Source organism: Agrobacterium larrymoorei (genome assembly GCF_013322225.1).
In the GTDB taxonomy this organism is placed as follows: Bacteria; Pseudomonadota; Alphaproteobacteria; order Rhizobiales; family Rhizobiaceae; genus Agrobacterium; species Agrobacterium larrymoorei_A.
On sequence record NZ_JAAMFB010000016.1, the window covers coordinates 281542 to 301158 of the forward strand.

Consider the following 19617-nt stretch of genomic DNA (forward strand, 5'->3'; position numbering starts at 1 on the left):
AGCAGGCGCGAGATTATATTTCGGTAATGCGCATGAGATGAAGGGACGGAAATATCCCGCCCCTTTTGACCGCAAAAGTGTCGACGTTGTCAAAACTCCGTCCAGCTGTCTGTCGCGACGGCGGCGGAACCGCGCGCAGCGAAGGCAGATACCAGGCTTTTGCCGAGCGCGCGCCGGTGAGGGTGACGCACGCTCATCAAAATCTCTGCTTGCGATGTCCACCGCACGAATGTTGCCATTCGCCGCACCGAGCTTGAACTGCGAGAGAAGCGACATCAGCGGGCATCAGCCTTTTACGAGAAAGCGCATCGCTTCCGATATTGAAAGATCTTGAAGGAATAAGCGGGGATTTACTCCCCCGCCTCCTTCATTTCAAGGTCTTCGTCGGCAATGAATCCACCGGATTGACGGTGCCAGAGGTCCGCATAAATTCCGCCTTGTTCGACCAACTCCGTGTGGGTTCCCGCTTCGACGATATTGCCCTTGTCGAGAATGATAAGTCGATCCATCTCGGTCAGAGTCGAAAGGCGGTGAGCAATGGCAATCACTGTCTTGCCTTCCATCAGCGCAAACAGGTTTTCCTGAATGGCCTGCTCCACCTCGCTATCCAGCGCTGACGTCGCCTCGTCCAGAACCAGAATCGGTGCATTTTTCAGGAATACGCGCGCAATTGCGATACGCTGGCGCTGACCGCCAGAAAGCTTCACCCCACGCTCGCCCACCTGTGCATCGAGACCGGTGCGGCCATGCATGTCCACCAGCGTTTCGATGAAGTCCCACGCATTGGCACGTTTCGCCGCCGCGACGATTTCCCCATCGGTGGCGCCCGGATGACCATAGGCGATATTATCGCGTATGGAACGGTGCAGCAGGGACGTGTCCTGCGTCACGACGCCGATCAGTGCGCGCAAGCTGTCCTGCGACACCATCGAGATATCCTGCCCGTCGATTGTGATCTTGCCCGATTCCAGATCGTAGAAGCGTAGTAGCAGGTTCATCAATGTCGTCTTGCCCGCACCGGATCGACCAACAAGGCCCACCTTTTCGCCCGGCTTGATGTCCAGCGAAAGACCATCGATGACGCCCTTGTTCTGGCCGTAGTGGAAGCGGACATTATCGTAATGGATTGCGCCCTTCGGTGCGGCCAGCGCCGGAGCATTGGCGGCATCCACGATATCGTGCGGCTTCGTCATCATGTTCATGCCGTCATAGACCGTGCCGATATTCTCGAACAGCGACGTCACTTCCCACATGATCCATTGCGACATGCCGTTGACGCGCATGGAAAGGCTGATGGCGATGGCAACTGCACCGGCAGAAACCGAACCCTGCATCCAGAAATACAGACCAAGCCCTGCCGTCGAGAACATCACGATGGCATTGTTGATGTCGATCATGATGTTGAAGCCGGAAATCTTGCGCATCTGGCGGTGAACGGTTCCGAGAAAGACATTCATGCCTTCGCGCGCATAGGTTTCCTCGCGGCCCGCATGCGAAAACAGCTTGATGGTCGAGATATTCGTATAGCTGTCCACGATGCGGCCAGTCATCAACGAACGCGCATCCGCCTGTTCCTGAGAAAGCCGTCCGAGCTTTGGGACGAAATAGGTCAGGATGCAGATATAGATCGCCAGCCAGACAAGCAGCGGAATGACCAGCCGCCAGTCCGCTGCCGCCACCATGACCAGCATCGAGACGACGAAGCTGATGGCATAAACGAAGACGTCGATGACCTTCAGCGCCACTTCGCGGATCGCCAGCGCCGTCTGCATGACCTTCGTGGACACGCGACCCGCAAATTCGTTGGCGAAGAAGGTCATGGAATGGCGAAGCAGAAACCGGTGCATCTTCCAGCGCGCAATCATGCCGAAGTTTCCGGCCAGCGTCTGGTGCATCGTCATGGTGTGGATCGCGCCCATGAGCGGCAATGCAAACAGCACCAGCGCACCCATGCCGATTAGATGCCAACCCTCGTCCGCAAAGAAGGTCTCCCGGTTGGCCGAAGACAGCCAGTCCACGATGCTGCCGAGAAAGCTGTAGAGCATCGCTTCAGCAATCGCGATACCCATCGACATCAGCCCGAGAAGCAGCAGCCATGGCCATGCAGGTTTCACATAATGCCACATGAACGGCAAAAGATTTTGCGGCGGAACAGTGGGCACCGATGCGGGAAATGGGTCGAGACGTTTTTCAAACCAGCCAAACATAGGCCAAGCTCCGGACAATATAATCCCGAAAAACGCGGCAACGGGACTTGAGGCTCCCACGGCCTGAACGGGAAAGAGGTGGAACGCGGCCGTAACAGCCACATGACGATTGATTATCGGAAAAATGCGGAAAACCGCGAGGAAACACCTAGGCCTGCAGAGGCACCACAAAGGCCGGGAGGCGATATCGAACGTGAATATTCATCAGAACCTCCATGGCTGGCGTTGAAGATGACTTCTCTTAGCTTAAAAACTGTGCATTGGCCAGCAAGAAACGAATTGGATTTCAAAAAACGCTCAATCGCAGGTTTGCATGGCGCGGCACGACAACGACGAAACCATGAGGCTGGCGCTTCTTGTTCAGGCGCGGCCAGCCGTGATAACGGCAAAGCTGTGTAGAACGAGAGACATCGATAATGCCGGATATCAGGATCGCACTCTATCAACCGGACATTCCGGGAAATACCGGCACCATCCTGCGGCTCGCCGCGTGCCTGGGTATTGGTGTCGACATTATCGAACCGGCGGGCTTCGATATCTCGGATCGAAATCTCAAGCGCGCTGGCATGGATTATCTCGCCATGGCGTCGCTTACCCGGCACGTAAACTGGGAACGGTACGAGGAGTGGCACACGGCAAGCGGGCGGCGGTTGGTACTCGCGTCCACCAAGGCAGCACTGCCCTACACGAAAATCGAATACCGTGCCGATGATGTTCTGCTTTTCGGTCGCGAAAGTGCGGGCGTGCCGGACCATGTGCATGAAAAGGCCGATGAGCGTGTGCTGATTCCAATGGTGGAGGGCCAGCGCTCCATCAATGTCGCCATGTCGGCCGCAATGATTGCAGGGGAAGCACTTCGTCAAACAATTTGGTGATAAAAATCTCTCGATCCTGAAGAAATTGTTTCAGGCTCTACTATACGCATGAACTTTTCCTACCTATATTTGTTAGCCAACTAAAGATTTCCCCGCCGAGACTTTCCACGCCCGCCCTGGCATCAGACGGTGAAAGGCTTCGGGCAAGGCTATTCTTTAATAATGACAGACAAGACGGGAAGGAGTGGCCGCTCATGGAATCCACCATCGTTATCGTCAATCTGCTCGGCGCCGTCGCGCTGCTTCTGTTTGGCCTTGCGCAAGTCAAGGATGGTGTAACCCGCGCCTTCGGTGTGATGCTCAGAGCGGTTCTCGCCGCCAGCACCAAAAGCGGCCCGCGCTCCTTCCTCTCCGGCTTCTTCGCAACCATCGCACTGCAAAGCTCCACCGCCACGGCGCTCACTGTCGCCTCGTTTGCGGAACGCGACCTCATCCGTCCGCGCATGGCGCAGATCGTGCTCCTTGGCGCAAACATCGGCACCGCCGTCACCGCGTGGATCTTCGCAACCGGTGTCGCATGGCTTTCTCCACTCCTCATCCTCTCCGGCATAATCCTGCGAAAGGGCAGCTCCAACGCCCGCCAGGGCGGCGGAACGGCACTTGTCGGCATCGGCCTGATGCTGCTTTCGCTTCACCTTCTCAGCAATGCTACGGAGCCGATGCGCGCCTCACCGGCACTCGGTGCGTTCATCGGCCTTCTCGATGACGCCTGGCCGGTCGCTCTCATCCTGTCCGCCACCATGGCATTTGCCTCCTCCTCCAGCCTTGCCATGGTGGTGCTGATCCTGTCGCTTGCATCGGCTGGAATACTCTCGACCGGCCTCATCATCGTTCTCATTCTGGGAGCCAATCTTGGTGGTGCGATCCCTCCGGTCATCGCCACCCTCTCAGGTCCGGCGGCTGCCCGCCGCATTACCCTTGGAAATCTGGTGATACGCGCCGCTGGCTGCGTTATCGCTTTACCGCTCGCCCCCCATGGCGCAACCGCGCTTCAAAAGCTCTCACTGTCACCATCGATGCTGCCGGTCGATGCGCATCTGATCTTCAACATTCTGCTGACAATCGTCGCATGGCCCCTTTCCGGCTGGGTTTCGGATATGATGGCAAAGCTGGTGCCGGAGGCCGCGCGCGCAGATGACGGACCTCATTTTCTCGACAAGGAAGCGCTGGACACGCCAGTCGTCGCGTTGGCAAACGCCACGCGTGAGGTTCTGGTCGTCGGCGACACCATTGAACGGATGCTGATCCGCGCAGAAAACGCCTTCAAGCATAACGATCTCGCTCCGCTTGCCGAAATCACCGCGCTTGAAAAGAAGGTGGACCGGCTGCAGCAGGAAGTGAAGATTTACCTCTCTCAACTTGGCCGCCAGGGGCTGGAGGAAAACGATGCGCGCCGTTCCATAACCCTCATCGATTACGCCATCAATCTGGAGCATATCGGCGACATCGTGGAGAAGGGGATTTGCGAGCAAATCCGCAAGAAAGTTCTGAACGGCTTCAAATTCTCCGATGAGGGCTATGACGAGCTGAAGACGCTATTCGATATGACCATCGAGAACCTGCGCTCGGCCCAGAGCATTCTCGTCACCGGCGATTTCGCGCTGGCCCGCCGTCTCATGGAAATCAAGGTCGATATTCGCCACCTCGAAAAACGCTCATCCGCCCGCCATCTGGAACGTCTGCGCGATGGCCTGACGCAGAGCCTTCAAACCAGCTCGCTCCATCTCGACATGCTGAGAGACCTGAAACGCATCAACGCGCATATCGTTTCTGTCGCATATCCCATTCTGGACGAGAGCGGAGTCCTGGTTGAAAGCCGATTGAGGGCTGCGGAGACGCGCGGATGATCTAATCCGCCGAAGGCAATCGCCGCATCGTAAACTCGATCCGGTCACCCTCCAGTTGCCGCCAGCTCTCGACCTCGGTCCAGTAGGCGGCTTTGGGAAACTCGCTGAACCATTCGCGGGCTTTAGCGCGTGCCTCATCCCGAGTCAGACAGAATGTCTGTCGCACGAACATGCCGTTCTTGCTGTTTTTGGGTGTACCAGCCTGCTGATCGCGGCGATGCGCGGCGATCCTTCGTTTGAGGCCTTCAAGCGGCGGCGGGCCGGTAAATTTCGTCATGACATTCACCTCTCGTTTCAAAACATAGTGTGTGGCCTTGACCTTGGCGAGTCCAATTTGTGTCTGTTACGCACGGCTGCTAAACCGGCTGGCAAGGAACGAATCGCGTGAAGGAGACCGGATATGGAACGCCCCATTTTGCCAAAGGGCCTGCCGGACGATATCGAGGATAAGAAAGCACTCGCCAAAGCCTGGTTCGAGAGCTTGCGAGACACAATCGTCACCTCTTTCGAAACACTAGAAGACGAGCTGCAAGGCCCCCTTTCCGATCAGGAGCCTGGTCGCTTCATCCAGAAGGAATGGCTGCGCGAGGGCGGTGAAGGCGGCGGCGGCAAGATGTCCATGATGGAAGGCCGCGTCTTCGAAAAGGTCGGCGTCCACACCTCGACCGTTCATGGCGAGTTCTCCGAGGAATTCCGCAAACAGATACCGGGTGCGGAAGAAGACCCGCGCTTCTGGGCGTCCGGCATATCGCTGATTGCCCACCCTGTTAATCCTAACGTGCCAGCCGTGCATATGAATACCCGCATGGTCGTTACCACCAGTCACTGGTTCGGCGGCGGCGCGGATCTAACGCCGGTCTTGGACCGTCGTCGTACTCAGGAAGACCCGGATACGCAGCTTTTTCACCGCGTTTTCGAAATCACCTGCAATCGCCATGCCATTGCGGATTATCCGCGTTACAAGCAATGGTGTGACGAATATTTCTTCCTGAAGCACCGCAACGAGCCACGCGGTATCGGCGGCATCTTCTTCGACTGGCTGCACCCGGATGAGGAAAAGGGCGACTGGAACGCCAACCTTGCTTTCGTGCAGGACATTGGCCGCGCCTTCAACCTGTCCTATCCCCGCATCGTACGCGGCAACTTCAACAATCCATGGACGGAAGAAGACCGCGACGAACAACTGATCCGCCGTGGCCGTTATGTGGAGTTCAACCTGCTTTACGACCGCGGAACCATTTTCGGCCTGAAAACCGGCGGCAATGTGGAGTCGATTCTCTCCTCTCTTCCACCGGTGGTCCGCTGGCCATAAGGCTTTCTCAAGAAATCACGAAAAGTTTGACTTTTGTCAGCGAGCTTCACCAATTTTTAGAAAATTAGCTCTTATGAAAACACAAAGGCGGTGCTAGTCTCCAATCCGTAGATGGACTGGAGGAGCTATCGTCATGATTACTTCGAACAGCATGCCCATTCCTGCGGCCGGAACTGAACAGCCGCACTCCATTCAAACGTCGGAACTGATCGACCGTCTGGCCGCCGAAATGCGAGCCACGGGCGATCGCGAGTTGCCATTGTCCTTTTATGTCGAGCAGGTGAAGCGCAGGCTCGCAACCGAAGCCGCTGCCAACGATGACAAGGTCGAAACGGGGCCAAATCCCGCGGCAGCAACATCGTCCGTGTTCCATTGCTGGGCTTTGCCCGATCAGGGCTGATCCGCGAAACGCGCCCGTTCTGAGGAGGCCGGGCGCGCCTTAACGGGAACCGATCCCCTTCCCACCCGTTTGGCCAACAAGACCAGCCCGCCTTTCGCGCGCCTGCGTCTGCTATTCATACAGGGAGGCTGTTATGAGATTGTTTGAATGCGGAACCCTCGTCCCCGGCTGCGAATGGCACACCCGCGCAGATGAAGACGCCGAAATCGTCCGCCGTGCGGTAGAGCATATGCGTCAGGCCCATGGCGAAACCGTTATTCGCGAGAACATGGTGGATAATATCAAGGCGCGTATTCGGGATGAGAGTGAGGTTGGGGTTTGAACGTCTGAAAAAGACAACCCCTCACTTGCAATTTCTAACACTTAGCTAAAGATAAGATGTTGAAATTGCTTTCTCTTCCACAGGGGAACGTTGCGTGGCTCACGTGGTTACGCAACGGTCTCCTTGTGGGAGAGGATAGAAAGCGTCGACCTTCGCAAAGCGAAGTCATAGGCTTCCCCGGGTGGAGGGGGGTACCCCCGCAAATTCAGAGGGTATTTTTCAACCGCTCTAAAAGCCCATCCCGCTCCAGCGCGAAATTTCCCTCCACCCACTTGTCTTCCAACTGTCCCAAAATCTCACCCACCTTCGGGCCCGGCGCAACACCGGTCGCCAGCACATCGGCTCCACTCAACGGAAATACCGGCTTCTGGAACCTCTCCGCACGCGCCAGCAGCGTCGAGAGCCGGGCAATTTTCTGCATCGAACCCTCACCGCCGGAAATGTCGGCTCGTGCGGAGCTAAGCGCCAGCCGCAAACGCATCTTCACACCATCGGGTTTCTGCCAATAGAGCAGCCGGTCCAGCGCGGTCTCCGCCATGGCAGGATCGATAGCGGGTGCCTTGGCCCACTGTTCCAGCCGCACCGCCTCGTTCTTCGACATGCGAAGCCGGGTGGAAATTGCCGCAAGGCGGTCCGCATCCGGCGGAATGATTGAAGCCAGCCGCAGCATTGCATCCGGCTTCCAGCCCAGCGCCTGCTCCGCCGCTACCACACCATGAATTGCGTCGATGCCCCATTTTTCCGTCTCGGGCAGAATTTGCGTCAGCACACCGGCCTGCCGCATCCAGAGAAGTGCGCGCGATGGGTCGTCGGCGGAAAGAAGCTTCTTCATCTCGCTCCACACCCGCTCGGCGGAAAGCGTGGAAAGCTTGTCCTTGGCGCGCGCGCTAGCCCGCAAACCATCGGCATCGGGACGACCGGAGCCATAATAGGCGAAGAAACGGAAGAAGCGCAAAACACGCAGATAATCCTCGGCAACCCGCGTCGCCGCATCGCCGATGAACCGTACGGTGCGCGTTTCGATATCCGCCAACCCGCCGATGAGGTCGATGACCTCGCCCGAGGCATCCGCATACAGCGCATTGATCGTCAGATCGCGCCGCTCAGCATCTTGCCTCCAGTCGGTTCCGAAAGCCACCTGCGCGTGGCGGCCATCGGTTGCCACATCGCGGCGCAGCGTGGTTACTTCATAGCCCTCGCCATCGACAACAAGCGTTACCGTGCCATGCTCGATGCCAGTCGGCACCGCCTTGATGCCAGCTTCCCTGGCGCGCTCGACCACATCCTTCGGCGGCAGCGTGGTGGCGAGGTCAATGTCCCCCACCGGCAAGCCCATCAGCGCGTTGCGCACAGCGCCTCCCACAACGCGCACTTCGCCGCCATCTGCATTCAGAAGCTCGAAAATACGCGTGAGACCGGGTTTGGAAAACCAGCTCTGCCCGGCAATGCTCATGAATAAAACCTCTCGTAAATGCTGCGCACGATGCCCGCCGTAATGCCCCAAATGTAGCGCTCGCCATAGGGCATTTCGTAGAAAAACCGTTCCTTCCCCTGAAACATGCGGCTGCCGCGCCTGTGATTGGCCGGGTCCATCAGGAAAGACAGCGGCACCTCGAACACCTCATCCACTTCGGTTGGGTTGGGCACCAGCGTAAAGCCGCGCTTCACCACCGAAAGCACCGGCTTGATGCGAAAGCCCGTGCCGGAAATATAATCCGGCATCCGCCCCACGGTCTCGATGAAATCCCGCGAAATGCCGATTTCCTCTTCCGTCTCACGCAGCGCCGCCGCTTCCGGAGAGCGATCTTCCGCATCGATCCCGCCACCGGGGAAGGAGATTTGGCCGGAATGCTTGCGCAGCGTCGATGTCCGCTGGGTGAATATCACCCGCGCATCTGGCCCGTCATCGATAACCGGCACGAGCACCGCCGCATCTTTCAGGCGGATACCTTCGCCCGACAGACGAACACCGGGGTTCAGCACATGGTCGCCCTGGTCCGCGTCTTCCCGCTCCGCCACGCCTTCGCCCTGCTGGAGGACACGCCGCCGGAAGTCGGCGGCTGAGAAATTCTGGAGGTCATTCGTCGCAGAAAGCATCACCGCAAACCTCCCTCATTCCTGTTCCCCGGATCAAGTCCGAGAACGTCACAGGAATCCAGTCGACGCGCGTCTGCGCGGCGGAAGGACTCTTTCAGCCCAAGACTGGACTGGCTGGATTCCTGTGACGTTCTCGGACTTGATCCGGGGAACAGGAATGAGGGAGAACAAACAACAACATTCATCTCGACAATTCACTCAATTCATCCGCAGGCATCACCGGAAACGCCTCCCCGCCTGATCGAACGGAAAACATCTCCCGGCCATCGATCTCGATAACCTCACCGAGTTCCACCAGATCATACATAACAGCGCGCGAAACCAGCGCTTCCAGCCGCCCGCGCACAAGCAGATAGGGCTTCAGCTCGTCATTCCCATCACCCGTCACGAAACGAAGCGGGTGTTCGGCACCGGCCTCCACCACATCACCAACATTTGTGCGGAAGGTCAAAAGTGGCTCACCGCCCTTCACGCTCACATTCATCTCGACAGCGATGAAGGGCGCGTCCACAACGCGGATACCGACCTTTTCCACAGGCGTCACGAGATAGGTCTTGCCGTCCTCATCCTTGCGCAAAACAGTGGAAAACAGCCGCACCAGCGGGGCGCGGCCAATCGGCGTGCCCATGTAGAACCATGTGCCATCCGCCCGGATTTCCATGTCCAGATCACCGCAGAAAGGCGGGTTCCATTTCTCGACAGGGGCAGGTCCACGGCGTTTTTCACCGGCTTGCTCGCTGGCACGGGAGATGAGCGCGGCAAGTCCCGCCGCGTCGCCCGCCGAATTTATCCTGTCATCTGCCATATTCGAGCCCTGCTTTGCCAACTATTGAATAACTAGCATGGGTAACGAGATAGTCATTCAAAGGATGCTTGTCAGCCGCCCCAATGGCAATAAGCTATATGCAGCGCGAAATCCGTCCTGTATTCGGTAAGTATCGGTAGCGACGGAAACTTCGGCGAGGTCTTGAGGAGAGCGATATGGGCATTATGAATACCAGCGAAACCCTCGACGAAAAGGCGATCATCGCCGCTGCCGAAAAAGCGCTTTCGGATATCGCGGCCATTCGCGGCGAAGTCTCCAAGGTCATCTTCGGTCAAGAGAAAGTGGTCCAGAACACGCTTCTCGCCATCCTGTCCGGCGGACACGCGCTTCTCGTCGGTGTTCCCGGCCTTGCCAAAACCAAGCTCGTCACCACGCTCGGCACCGTTCTCGGCCTCGATGCCAACCGCATCCAGTTCACCCCGGACCTGATGCCATCGGATATTCTCGGCTCGGAAGTCATGGATCAGGATGAGAGCGGTCGCCGCTCCTTCCGCTTCATCAAAGGCCCGATCTTCGGCCAGCTTCTGATGGCCGATGAAATCAACCGCGCCAGCCCGCGCACGCAATCCGCGCTCCTGCAGGCCATGCAGGAATATCACATCACGGTTGCCGGTCAGCGTTTCGATCTGCCGAAGCCATTCCATGTTCTGGCAACCCAGAACCCGCTGGAGCAGGAGGGCACCTATCCGCTGCCCGAAGCCCAGCTCGACCGCTTCCTGCTTCAGGTGGATGTCGATTACCCCGATCTTGCCGCCGAACGCCAGATCCTGCTCGACACGACAGGCACCGCATCCGGCGAAGCCCGCAAGATGATCGATGCCGATCGCCTGATGGAAGTCCAGACCTTGATCCGCCAGATGCCGGTTAGCGACAAGGTGGTGGATGCTATCCTGTCTCTCGTTCGCTCCGCCCGCCCCGGACAGGGCAACAAATTGACCGATAAGAACGTTGCTTGGGGCCCGGGCCCGCGCGCTGGCCAGTCCCTGATGCTGACGGCTCGCGCTCGTGCCCTGTACGAAGGCCGCCTCGCACCGTCACTGGATGATGTCTATGCGCTGGCCGAACCCGTGCTGGAGCACCGCATGGCGCTCACCTTCGCGGCCCGTGCGGAAGGCATGTCGGTCCGCGATGTCATCGCCGGCCTCGTGGAACAGGCAAAGCACTAACGCCTTATAGGTCGCGTCAAGCAGACAGGAGCGCATGTGGCATCCATCGGCCAGATCGTAGAGCAGACATCGGGCAGCGACGTGCTGGCCCGCGCGCGCCAGCGCGCCGCTCTGGTGCCGGATTGCATGGTGGAAGCCAAGCGCATCGCCAACACCGTCACAGCTGGCTGGCATGGCCGCCGCAAGCGCGGAATCGGTGAGAATTTCTGGCAATTCCGCCCTTATGCAGACGGCGAGAGCCTGTCGCGTATCGACTGGCGCCGCTCCGCCCGCGATGACCATACCTATGTGCGCGATCGTGAATGGGAAGCCGCCCACACCATCTGGCTATGGGCGGATTTGTCGCCCTCCATGATGTTCAAGTCCACGCTCGGCACCGTTTCCAAGGAAAGCCGCGCACTGGTGCTGATGCTGGCGCTGGCGGAAATCCTGGCCCGCTCCGGAGAGCGCATCGGCTGCCCCGGCATCATGGAACCGGTCTCTGCCCGCAACGCGGCGGAGCGTCTGGCAACCGCCATCATGCATGCCCCCGCCACAACTGGCCTTCCAGATACGCGCATGATCCGTGGTTCCAGCGATATCGTCCTGATCGGCGATTTTCTCGACGATGTTGGAAGCGTCATGGAGCGGTTGACCCCACTCGCCCGCCGTGGCCTGCGCGGCCATGTGGTGGAAATTGCCGACCCGGCGGAAGAAGTCTTCCCCTATAGCGGTCGCACCGAATTCTCGGACCCCGAGACCGGCGAAAAGCTGACCTCTGGCCGCGCCGAAACCATCCGCGATGACTACACCCGCGCCTATTTCGCACGGCGCGACGCTCTCTCCTCATCGCTGCGCCGTCTCGGCTGGAACTTCGTCTTTCACAGAACGGATCATCTGGCCTCCGAAGCGCTGGTCGCCATGCACATGTATCTTTCCGGCGCGCCTGCCGGTAGACGAAACGGAGGCCGCACATGAGCGCGTTGCCCTTCGTCTTCACCAGCCCTTTCATTCTGCTTGGCCTGCTTGCGCTGCCTGCCATCTGGTGGCTGCTGCGGCTCACGCCGCCGCGCCCGAAGACGGAAGTCTTCCCGCCCCTGCGCATTCTCGCAACGGTGCTGAAGCGTGAGGAAACGCCCTCGAAAAGCCCATGGTGGCTTACCCTTCTGCGCATGTTGCTGGCCGCCGCCGTCATTCTGGCGCTGGCCGATCCCGTCATCAATCCGCGCAACAACACGCTGGCTGGCAGCGGCCCGCTGGTGCTGATCGTGGATAACAGCTGGGCTTCCGCGCCGGACTGGGAGCGCCGCGTGCGCACCGCAGAAGCTTTGATTGGCGATGCCGAACGCGCCGAGCGCCCCGTTTCCATCGCTTTCACCGCCGACCGCGATCATGACGCCGAGCCCGGCACGACAGCGGCGGCACTTGAAAAGCTCGCCGCCGCAAAGCCGCAACCGCTGACGCCGGATCGCGTGCGCGCCGCAGAGGCGGTCCATGAAGCGCTCAACGGCACCACCCCCGGCACGCTTGCCTATATCACCGATGGCGTGGCAACACCGGAAGACCGCGCCGCACTCAGCAATCTCGCCAGCATTCAGCCATCCGAGTTCCGCGTCATCGAGGGCGATGGGCAGGCCGTTACCGCCATCACCGGCGCGGAAAACGGGGCCGAGACGATGACCGTTTCGCTCTCGCGCCTCGAAACCGGCGGCCCGGCAAATGTCACCGTCAATGCGCAGGATAGTCAGGGTCGCATCCTCGCCAGCGCCGGCGCAACCTTCGCACCCGGTGCTGCGGAAACCACTGCAACGCTCAGCGCGCCTTTCGAACTGCGCAACGATTTCGCCCGCCTCTCCATCGATCGCCTCTCCACCGCAGGTTCCACCCATTTGCTGGATGATGGCTTCCGCCGTCGCCGCGTGGCGCTTCTGGCTGGCGAAACCGGCAATGATTTCCAGCCGCTGCTTCAGCCGCTCTATTACATCAGCCGCGCCCTTCAGCCCTATGTCGATCTCGTTCCGCAGCGTCAGGCAGATCTCGCCGTCGCCATTCCTGAACTTCTGCAGTCCAATCCTTCCGTCATCGTCATGGCCGATATAGGTCGCCTGCCGCAGGAAACCTACGCGCCGCTGGAACGCTGGCTTTCGCGCGGCGGCACCCTGATCCGCTTCGCAGGCCCACGCCTTGCCGCCGCTCCGGCGGAAGACCCGCTGGTGCCAGTGACGCTTCGTCAGGGTGAGCGCGCCCTTGGCGGCGCGCTGTCCTGGGCAGAGCCGCAGCCGCTAGCAGACTTCCCCAAATTCGGCCCCTTTGCAGGCATGGCGAGAGCCGAAGGCGTGCACATCAAGCGGCAGGTTCTGGCAGAACCGACGCCTGATCTTGCCGAACGCACATGGGCAAGTCTTGCCGATGGCACCCCCCTCGTCACCACCCGCAATGTCGATGCGGGCCGCATCGTGCTGTTCCATGTCAGCGCCGAAGCCAGCTGGTCCGATCTGCCGATTTCCGGCCATTTCGTGGAAATGCTGCGCCGTATCGTGCAGCTGTCGCAGGTCGGCGGCTCTTCCGCCTCGGCCAACGCTCCTGCCGCGGCACTCCCGCCTTACCGCGTACTCACGGCCACCGGCTCGCTTTCGCCTGAAATCGGCACCGCCCGCCCGCTGGAAGCACGCCCCGGCCAGAACCCGCTTGCCAGCTTCGATAACCCGCCCGGCCTTTACGGCACGGAATCCGGTTTCGTTGCGCTTAACCTGTTGCCGCCCGGCGCTACGCTGCGCCCCATCGATACCGCGCTGGCAGGCACGTCGGTCGCGACGGAAGGCCTTGTTGGCGAAGCGGCAAAGTCGTTGCGCCCTGCCCTCTTCATCGCAGCCCTGCTCATGCTCTTTGCCGATAGCCTCATCATGCTCTTCATGAACGGCGTCTTCTCGCGCTTGCCCCGCGCACGCTCGTCCGCCGCCGCCATCCTCATCGCAGTCGCCAGCGCCTTTGCACTGATGACGCCCAGTCCAGTGCAGGCGGATGACACAAAGCCGGGCGACGAGGCCATTCTCAACAGCCTCGACACCACCCACCTAGCCTATGTCCGCACCGGCGAGGACGATGTCGACCGCATTTCCCAGCAGGGCTTGCAGGGTCTGACCGAGTTCCTCACATGGCGCACCACGCTGGAACCCGGCGCGCCTGTCGGGCTCGATATTTCCAAGGACGAGCTGTCCTTCTATCCCATCATCTACTGGCCAATTTCCGCCACGGCCCCCATGCCCTCGACCGCGGCCATCTCCCGCATCGATGCCTATATGCGCGCGGGCGGCACGGTGCTGTTCGATACGCGCGACCAGTTCTCTTCCCTCGAAAGCGGCAGCACCAGCGCCAACGGCCAGCGCCTTCAGGAAATTCTCGCCAATGTCGATATTCCGCCGCTGGAACCCGTCCCGCAGGACCACGTCGTCACGCGGTCCTTCTATCTCCTGAACAACTTCCCGGGTCGCTATAATGGCAGCCCGCTCTGGGTCGAATCCCGACAGGATGCCACCCGCTCAACCTCCGGCGTGTCGTCGCAGGGCGATGGCGTTTCGCCCATCATCATCACCGGCAATGACTTCGCCGGTGCATTGGCCATCGATGACAATGGCGCACCCGTGCTGCCCACCGTTCCGCCGGATGAGGTTCAGCGCGAACACGCCTTCCGCTCCGGCGTCAACATCATGATGTATATGCTGACCGGAAATTATAAGGCCGATCAGGTACATGTGCCCGATATCCTCCAGAGATTGGGGCAGTAACGCATGAATTTGACTTTCGCGCCCTTCCTCCCCTGGACTGTTCTCGCCATCCTCGCCGTCGCCGGCCTCATCCTCGCCGTCATCGGCCTGCTACGCGGCGTGCGCGGTGCGTGGTTGCGCGGGCTGGCGCTTGCGGCCCTGCTGCTCGCCATCGCAAACCCGCTGCTGACCAATGAAGAGCGCGAGCCGCTCTCGACCATCGTCCCCGTCATCGTGGATCGCTCGCAAAGTCAGGACGTGCAGCAACGTCACGAGCAGACCGATCAGGCACTGGCAACGCTGCGCGAACGCCTCGCCCGCTTCCCTCGAATCGAGCCGCGCGTCGTGGAGGTGGAGAACGATCCGAATAGCGATTCCCCCGCCACCAACCTCTTCTCCAGCCTTGCCGCAGCCGTCTCGGATGTCTCACCCTCACGCGTCGGCGGCGCGATTTTCCTCAGCGATGGCCAGATCCACGATATCCCCAACGCCACGCCCAATATCGAACAGACCCTCGGCTTCAAAGCCCCCGTGCACGGCCTCATAACAGGCCGAGCCGATGAGTTCGATCGTCGCATCGAGGTCGTCCGCGCCCCGCGCTTCGGCATCGTCAATGAAGAACAGCAGCTGACGCTCCGCGTCTTCGATGAGGGCCGCACGCAGAGCGGATCGGCCAACGTCACCGTCAAGATGAACGGTCAGGAAATCGCCAATCTCCAAGCCGTTCCGGGCCGCCCCATTCCCTTTAGTTTCAAGGTGCCACGCGGCGGCAACAACGTCATGGAATTTTCCGTGGCGGAGCTTCCCGGCGAAGTCACCACCGCCAACAACCGTGCCGTCCACGTCATCGAAGGCATCCGCCAGAACCTGCGCGTACTGCTGGTTTCCGGCGAACCTCATGCCGGTGAACGCGCATGGCGCAACCTGCTGAAATCCGACACATCGGTCGATCTGGTGCACTTCACCATTCTGCGCCCGCCGGAAAAGCAGGATGGCACGCCGATCAACGAACTGTCGCTGATCGCCTTTCCCACGCGCGAACTCTTCGTTGAAAAAATCAATGATTTCGACCTGATCATCTTCGACCGCTACCAGCATCGCGGCGTGCTGCCGATCCTCTATTACGATTACATCGCCCAATATGTCGAAAAGGGCGGCGCGCTTTTGATTGCCGCTGGCCCCGAACATGCGGGCCAGGATTCTGTCGCACTGACCCCACTCTCATCGGTCTTGCCAGCCCAGCCAACAGGTCAGGTCAATCAAGCTCCCTTCTATCCCCGCCTCTCAGACGACGGGAAGAAACATCCGGTCACGCGCGGTCTTGATGGCTCGGCAGCAGAACCGCCGCAATGGGGCCGCTGGTTCCGCACCGTGGGCGTTGATCAGCCGCAGGGCCAGACGGTCATGCTCGGTGCCGGGCAAGACCCGCTTCTGGTGCTGAACCGTCAGGGCGAAGGCCGCGTCGCCATGCTGCTGTCCGATCAGGGTTGGCTCTGGGCGCGCGGCTTCGAAGGCGGTGGGCCGCATGTGGCGCTCTATCGCCGCATCGCGCATTGGCTGATGAAGGAACCCGAGCTTGAAGAAGAGGCTTTGACCGCCCGCGCCAATGGCCGCATGCTGGAAGTGACCCGCCAGACCATCGGCGATAATCCCGGCAACGCCACGGTGAAATTCCCCTCCGGTAAGACGGAGACAATGAATTTCACCCAGACCGAACCCGGCCTCTACAAGATCGAGCGCCGAATGGACGAAACCGGGCTCTACGAAATCGCCAACGGTGAATTCACCACGCTGGTCCATGTCGGCGCGGTCGATGCGCCGGAATTCAAGGCGATGATTTCTAGCACGGAAAATCTTAAGCCGGTGATCGATGCCACACGCGGCAGCATCCACCGTGTGGTGAACGATAATGGTCGCGTCGTGCTGCCGGATATCCTGCCCGTTCGAGGCGATGTCCGCGTGGCCGATAATGACCGCATGCTCATTCGCCTCACCGATGAAACCGTGCTCAAGGGCGTCAACACCCTGCCGCTCTTTGCCGGTTTCGCAGGTCTCGCCGCCCTGCTGCTCGCCTTCTCCGCGCTGTGGTGGCGTGAGGGTCGTTAAGGCATGAACTATGAAATCAACCTAACCGATGGCGCAGACGACGAAGCCAAAGCCACTATTCTCGGTGCGCTGAAGAACTACAACGTCAACCGCTTCGGTTCAGCCGAATGGAAAGACATCGTCATCTCATTGAAAAACGAAGATGGCAATGTGATCGGCGGTCTAGCCGGTCAAACGGCCCGGAGCTGGCTCTATACCGCCCTCTTGTTCATCCCAGAGGAACTGCGCGGTCACGGCCTCGGTCCGAAACTGCTCGGCATGGCAGAAGATGAAGCCCGCCAACGCGGCTGCAAGGGTGCCTATATCGACACCATGAGCCCGGAGGCGCTCTCTTTATATCAAAGATGCGGCTATACAATCTTCGGCCAGATCGAGGATTTCGGCGACGGCATCACGATGACCTATTTGAAGAAGAACTTTTAACGCGACCTAACTTTATGGCTGGTCATGACAGACAGTGAATCTTTCTCGCCCATCACCGTAAATGTTGGTGACGCTCACGTGACCGCGTTCTTTGATGGTTTCCTTACAACAGCCATCGGCCAATTGTACCGCCGTGGTTTGGACTCTCCGACGCCGGAGGAATTTCCGGACACGCCTGACGGACTGTGCGTCAATGCGTTTCTGGTCCAGACAGGCGGAAAGAACGTTTTGATCGACACCGGTTCTGGCGAATTCTTTGGCCCGGACCATGGAAAGCTGATCGGCGCTCTCGAAGCCTTCGGCATTGGTGCCCATGAGGTTGACGACATCATACTCACCCACATCCACGCCGATCATTCCGGCGGACTGATTGTCGGCGGTGAGCCAGTCTTTACAAATGCGGAACTTCATATCGCCCGAACGGAAGCATCCTTCTGGCTCGCGCATGATGGTTCGAACCTGACGGATAGGCTTCGCGGCCAGATCGAGCGCGCCCACGCCGCTATCGACCCCTATATGGCCGAGGGCCGCGTGTCGTATTTTGACGATGACGGCATCATCTTGCCGAACTTCAGCTCAACCCTTCGTGCGGGTCATACGCCCGGCCACATTTCTGTGCGGTTTGAAAGCGGCAGGCAAGCAATCAACTTCGTGGGCGATATCGTTCATGGCGACAGCGTTCAGTTTTACGATCCGTCCGTCACGATCACGTTCGATTATGATCAGCCCGCTGCGGCGGCCGCCCGGATCGAGGCCTTTGCCAATCTGGCAAGAAACGTCGAACTCATCGCCGCTGCCCATCTGCCCTATCCGGGCATCGGCTTTATCCGGCGCGAAGACGAATATTTCAGGTACGAGCCTTATTCAGGCTAACGGTCTATAAGAGCAAGAGGGAGCCTCGCCCGCTCTTGCTCAGTCGTATCAGGACAGAGCCACCTGCCGCGTCTCGGCATTAATCATGCTTGCTGCAATCGCCGCAATCACCAGCAGACCGGCAAAAATTCCCACCGCAAAGCCAAAGCCCTGCGCGATGGCGTAACCAAGCAGGGATGGTGCCAGCAGGCCGCCAAGGCGGGCCATCCCACCGGCAGCACCCATGCCGGTTGCGCGGGATTCGGTTGGGTAAAGCTCCGGCGTATAGGCATAGAGCGCGCCCCATGTGCCGAGCAGCGCAAAGCTCATGAGCAGCAGCGAGGTTGCAATGAGCGCACCGCTACCAGCCAGCGTGAAAAGTAGGCAACCTAGTGCGGAAAGCAGGCAGAAGCCGACGAGTGTCGGTTTGCGGCCCCATTTCTCGACACCATATGCAGCAAGGGCATACCCCGGAATTTGCGCAAGCGCGACGAGAACGAGGAATCCATAGCCCCGCACGAAGCCGAAGCCTTCGCCCGCAAGCCGCGCCGGCATCCAGGTGAAGACGCCATAATAGGAAACCGATACCAGAAACCAGATCGCCAAGATCATGATGCTGCGTTGACGTAAAGCGGGTGAGAATATGCCCTGCCCCTTGGCTCCGTTAGCGTGCGCAAGTCCGGTCTTGGCATCCAACGTTGCCCGGCCATTCACCCGCAACATCGTATTCACCACCACCTTGGCCTCGTCAGGACGCCCGTTTTTCAAAAGATAAAGCGGCGATTCAGGCACCATGAAACGCAGGCCGATGCCGATTAATGCAGGAAAGGCCGTCACAGCGAAAATATAGCGCCAAGCGTCTTCTACACCGGCAAGACTTGCACCCCAGGCAGCGAGCGCCACGACCAGCGTGCCAACGGCCCAGAAGCCTTCCAGAATGACCAGCCAGCGTCCACGATTTTTTGCTGGCAGAAACTCCGCCATCATCGCGTAGTCCACCGGCAGCGTACCGCCCACCGCAGCCCCGGTCAGAAAACGCAGTACCAGAAGAATGGTGAAATCCGGTGCGAAAATCGAAAGCACGCCGAACACCGCATCGCAGGCGACAGTTCCGATAAGAACACGGCGACGTCCATAACGATCTGCAAGGCGTCCAAATCCAACCGCGCCCAGCAACATGCCGAGGAAAAATGCCGTACCCGTTTGCAGCGCCTGCGGCACCGTTAACCCGAAGGTCGCGGCAATGGAGGCGGCGGTGAAGCCGACAGCCAGAACCTGCATGGCATCCGCCGCCCATACGAGACCGAAAATTCCCATCAACCGTCGCTGATAGGCACCCGCACCTGCGCGATCCAGCGCATCGTTCATCGTGATTGCAGTCATCCCGCTCCCCTTGAGAAATCAACCTGTGCCACCGCTGCGGCACAAGTGCTAGGAGGTG

19 protein-coding genes are annotated in these 19617 nt (G+C 59.6%); 12 read left to right on the top strand and 7 right to left on the bottom strand.

What is annotated here, in order from left to right:
• Positions 1-89: 89 nt before the first annotated feature.
• Both G6L28_RS10180 and G6L28_RS10185 read right to left on the bottom strand, forming a co-directional pair.
• Positions 90-239, bottom strand: coding sequence for a hypothetical protein (locus tag G6L28_RS10180; RefSeq protein ID WP_174063641.1), 150 nt, complete (start codon positions 237-239; stop codon positions 90-92).
• A 111-nt stretch (positions 240-350) separates the two neighbouring features.
• Positions 351-2207, bottom strand: a complete 1857-nt coding sequence (locus G6L28_RS10185) for an ABC transporter ATP-binding protein (RefSeq protein WP_174063642.1) — start codon at positions 2205-2207, stop codon at positions 351-353.
• A gap of 102 nt (positions 2208-2309) precedes the next feature.
• Here G6L28_RS10185 and G6L28_RS10190 point away from each other — a divergent pair, with 102 nt between their 5' ends.
• From G6L28_RS10190 to G6L28_RS10200, 3 genes are all read left to right on the top strand, one after another.
• Entirely contained in the window at positions 2310-2606 is a 297-nt protein-coding gene (locus tag G6L28_RS10190; protein ID WP_174063643.1) for a hypothetical protein, read from the top strand.
• Positions 2607-2623: 17 nt separating this feature from the next.
• Positions 2624-3082, top strand: coding sequence for a tRNA (cytidine(34)-2'-O)-methyltransferase (locus G6L28_RS10195; RefSeq protein ID WP_174063644.1), 459 nt, complete (start codon positions 2624-2626; stop codon positions 3080-3082).
• Between the two features lie 194 nt (positions 3083-3276).
• Complete coding sequence (locus G6L28_RS10200; RefSeq protein WP_174063645.1) at positions 3277-4929, top strand: Na/Pi cotransporter family protein; 1653 nt, start codon at positions 3277-3279, stop codon at positions 4927-4929.
• 1 nt (position 4930) lies between these two features.
• Here the strand turns inward: G6L28_RS10200 and G6L28_RS10205 are convergent, their stop codons facing one another.
• Positions 4931-5206, bottom strand: coding sequence for a hypothetical protein (locus G6L28_RS10205; RefSeq protein ID WP_174063646.1), 276 nt, complete (start codon positions 5204-5206; stop codon positions 4931-4933).
• Positions 5207-5329: 123 nt separating this feature from the next.
• Here G6L28_RS10205 and hemF point away from each other — a divergent pair, with 123 nt between their 5' ends.
• The 3 genes from hemF (at position 5330) to G6L28_RS10220 (ending at position 6963) form a co-directional block, all read left to right on the top strand.
• Positions 5330-6241, top strand: a complete 912-nt coding sequence (gene hemF / locus G6L28_RS10210) for an oxygen-dependent coproporphyrinogen oxidase (RefSeq protein ID WP_174063647.1) — start codon at positions 5330-5332, stop codon at positions 6239-6241.
• 133 nt (positions 6242-6374) lie between these two features.
• Complete coding sequence (locus G6L28_RS10215) at positions 6375-6641, top strand: hypothetical protein (protein ID WP_174063648.1); 267 nt, start codon at positions 6375-6377, stop codon at positions 6639-6641.
• A gap of 133 nt (positions 6642-6774) precedes the next feature.
• Positions 6775-6963, top strand: coding sequence for a DUF1059 domain-containing protein (locus G6L28_RS10220; RefSeq protein WP_174063649.1), 189 nt, complete (start codon positions 6775-6777; stop codon positions 6961-6963).
• Positions 6964-7168: 205 nt separating this feature from the next.
• Here the strand turns inward: G6L28_RS10220 and G6L28_RS10225 are convergent, their stop codons facing one another.
• The 3 genes from G6L28_RS10225 to G6L28_RS10235 form a co-directional block, all read right to left on the bottom strand.
• Entirely contained in the window at positions 7169-8416 is a 1248-nt protein-coding gene (locus G6L28_RS10225; protein ID WP_174063650.1) for a CCA tRNA nucleotidyltransferase, read from the bottom strand.
• Positions 8413-9060: a CoA pyrophosphatase gene (locus tag G6L28_RS10230; RefSeq protein ID WP_174063651.1), complete on the bottom strand. Its 648-nt coding sequence runs from the start codon at positions 9058-9060 to the stop codon at positions 8413-8415. Before G6L28_RS10230 ends, G6L28_RS10225 begins: the two co-directional genes overlap by 4 nt.
• 181 nt (positions 9061-9241) lie before the next feature.
• Positions 9242-9865 (bottom strand): DUF1285 domain-containing protein, encoded by a 624-nt coding sequence (locus G6L28_RS10235; protein ID WP_174063652.1) that lies wholly within the window; start codon positions 9863-9865, stop codon positions 9242-9244.
• A gap of 176 nt (positions 9866-10041) precedes the next feature.
• On the opposite strand from G6L28_RS10235, the gene G6L28_RS10240 reads away from it, so the two are divergent.
• From G6L28_RS10240 to G6L28_RS10265, 6 genes are all read left to right on the top strand, one after another.
• On the top strand, positions 10042-11052 hold the full coding sequence (locus G6L28_RS10240; protein ID WP_027674222.1) for an AAA family ATPase: 1011 nt from the start codon (positions 10042-10044) through the stop codon (positions 11050-11052).
• A gap of 36 nt (positions 11053-11088) precedes the next feature.
• Positions 11089-12009 (top strand): DUF58 domain-containing protein, encoded by a 921-nt coding sequence (locus G6L28_RS10245; RefSeq protein WP_174063653.1) that lies wholly within the window; start codon positions 11089-11091, stop codon positions 12007-12009.
• Positions 12006-14816: a DUF4159 domain-containing protein gene (locus G6L28_RS10250; RefSeq protein WP_174063654.1), complete on the top strand. Its 2811-nt coding sequence runs from the start codon at positions 12006-12008 to the stop codon at positions 14814-14816. Before G6L28_RS10245 ends, G6L28_RS10250 begins: the two co-directional genes overlap by 4 nt.
• 3 nt (positions 14817-14819) lie before the next feature.
• Positions 14820-16901: a hypothetical protein gene (locus tag G6L28_RS10255; protein ID WP_174063655.1), complete on the top strand. Its 2082-nt coding sequence runs from the start codon at positions 14820-14822 to the stop codon at positions 16899-16901.
• Between the two features lie 3 nt (positions 16902-16904).
• The gene (locus G6L28_RS10260) at positions 16905-17324 is read left to right on the top strand and encodes a GNAT family N-acetyltransferase (RefSeq protein ID WP_174063656.1); all 420 of its coding nucleotides are present in this window, start codon (positions 16905-16907) and stop codon (positions 17322-17324) included.
• 78 nt (positions 17325-17402) lie between these two features.
• Complete coding sequence (locus tag G6L28_RS10265) at positions 17403-18197, top strand: MBL fold metallo-hydrolase (protein ID WP_174063657.1); 795 nt, start codon at positions 17403-17405, stop codon at positions 18195-18197.
• A gap of 48 nt (positions 18198-18245) precedes the next feature.
• On the opposite strand, the gene G6L28_RS10270 is transcribed toward G6L28_RS10265, so the two are convergent.
• Entirely contained in the window at positions 18246-19559 is a 1314-nt protein-coding gene (locus G6L28_RS10270; protein ID WP_174063658.1) for an MFS transporter, read from the bottom strand.
• Positions 19560-19617 lie beyond the last annotated feature (58 nt).

Coding starts and splice junctions, on each gene's coding strand:
- G6L28_RS10180 (WP_174063641.1), bottom strand. CDS start 239: ATGGCAACATTCGTGCGGTGGACATCGCAAGCAGAGATTTTGATGAGC.
- G6L28_RS10185 (WP_174063642.1), bottom strand. CDS start 2,207: ATGTTTGGCTGGTTTGAAAAACGTCTCGACCCATTTCCCGCATCGGTG.
- G6L28_RS10190 (WP_174063643.1), top strand. CDS start 2,310: ATGACGATTGATTATCGGAAAAATGCGGAAAACCGCGAGGAAACACCT.
- G6L28_RS10195 (WP_174063644.1), top strand. CDS start 2,624: ATGCCGGATATCAGGATCGCACTCTATCAACCGGACATTCCGGGAAAT.
- G6L28_RS10200 (WP_174063645.1), top strand. CDS start 3,277: ATGGAATCCACCATCGTTATCGTCAATCTGCTCGGCGCCGTCGCGCTG.
- G6L28_RS10205 (WP_174063646.1), bottom strand. CDS start 5,206: ATGACGAAATTTACCGGCCCGCCGCCGCTTGAAGGCCTCAAACGAAGG.
- hemF (WP_174063647.1), top strand. CDS start 5,330: ATGGAACGCCCCATTTTGCCAAAGGGCCTGCCGGACGATATCGAGGAT.
- G6L28_RS10215 (WP_174063648.1), top strand. CDS start 6,375: ATGATTACTTCGAACAGCATGCCCATTCCTGCGGCCGGAACTGAACAG.
- G6L28_RS10220 (WP_174063649.1), top strand. CDS start 6,775: ATGAGATTGTTTGAATGCGGAACCCTCGTCCCCGGCTGCGAATGGCAC.
- G6L28_RS10225 (WP_174063650.1), bottom strand. CDS start 8,416: ATGAGCATTGCCGGGCAGAGCTGGTTTTCCAAACCCGGTCTCACGCGT.
- G6L28_RS10230 (WP_174063651.1), bottom strand. CDS start 9,060: ATGCTTTCTGCGACGAATGACCTCCAGAATTTCTCAGCCGCCGACTTC.
- G6L28_RS10235 (WP_174063652.1), bottom strand. CDS start 9,865: ATGGCAGATGACAGGATAAATTCGGCGGGCGACGCGGCGGGACTTGCC.
- G6L28_RS10240 (WP_027674222.1), top strand. CDS start 10,042: ATGGGCATTATGAATACCAGCGAAACCCTCGACGAAAAGGCGATCATC.
- G6L28_RS10250 (WP_174063654.1), top strand. CDS start 12,006: ATGAGCGCGTTGCCCTTCGTCTTCACCAGCCCTTTCATTCTGCTTGGC.
- G6L28_RS10255 (WP_174063655.1), top strand. CDS start 14,820: ATGAATTTGACTTTCGCGCCCTTCCTCCCCTGGACTGTTCTCGCCATC.
- G6L28_RS10260 (WP_174063656.1), top strand. CDS start 16,905: ATGAACTATGAAATCAACCTAACCGATGGCGCAGACGACGAAGCCAAA.
- G6L28_RS10270 (WP_174063658.1), bottom strand. CDS start 19,559: ATGACTGCAATCACGATGAACGATGCGCTGGATCGCGCAGGTGCGGGT.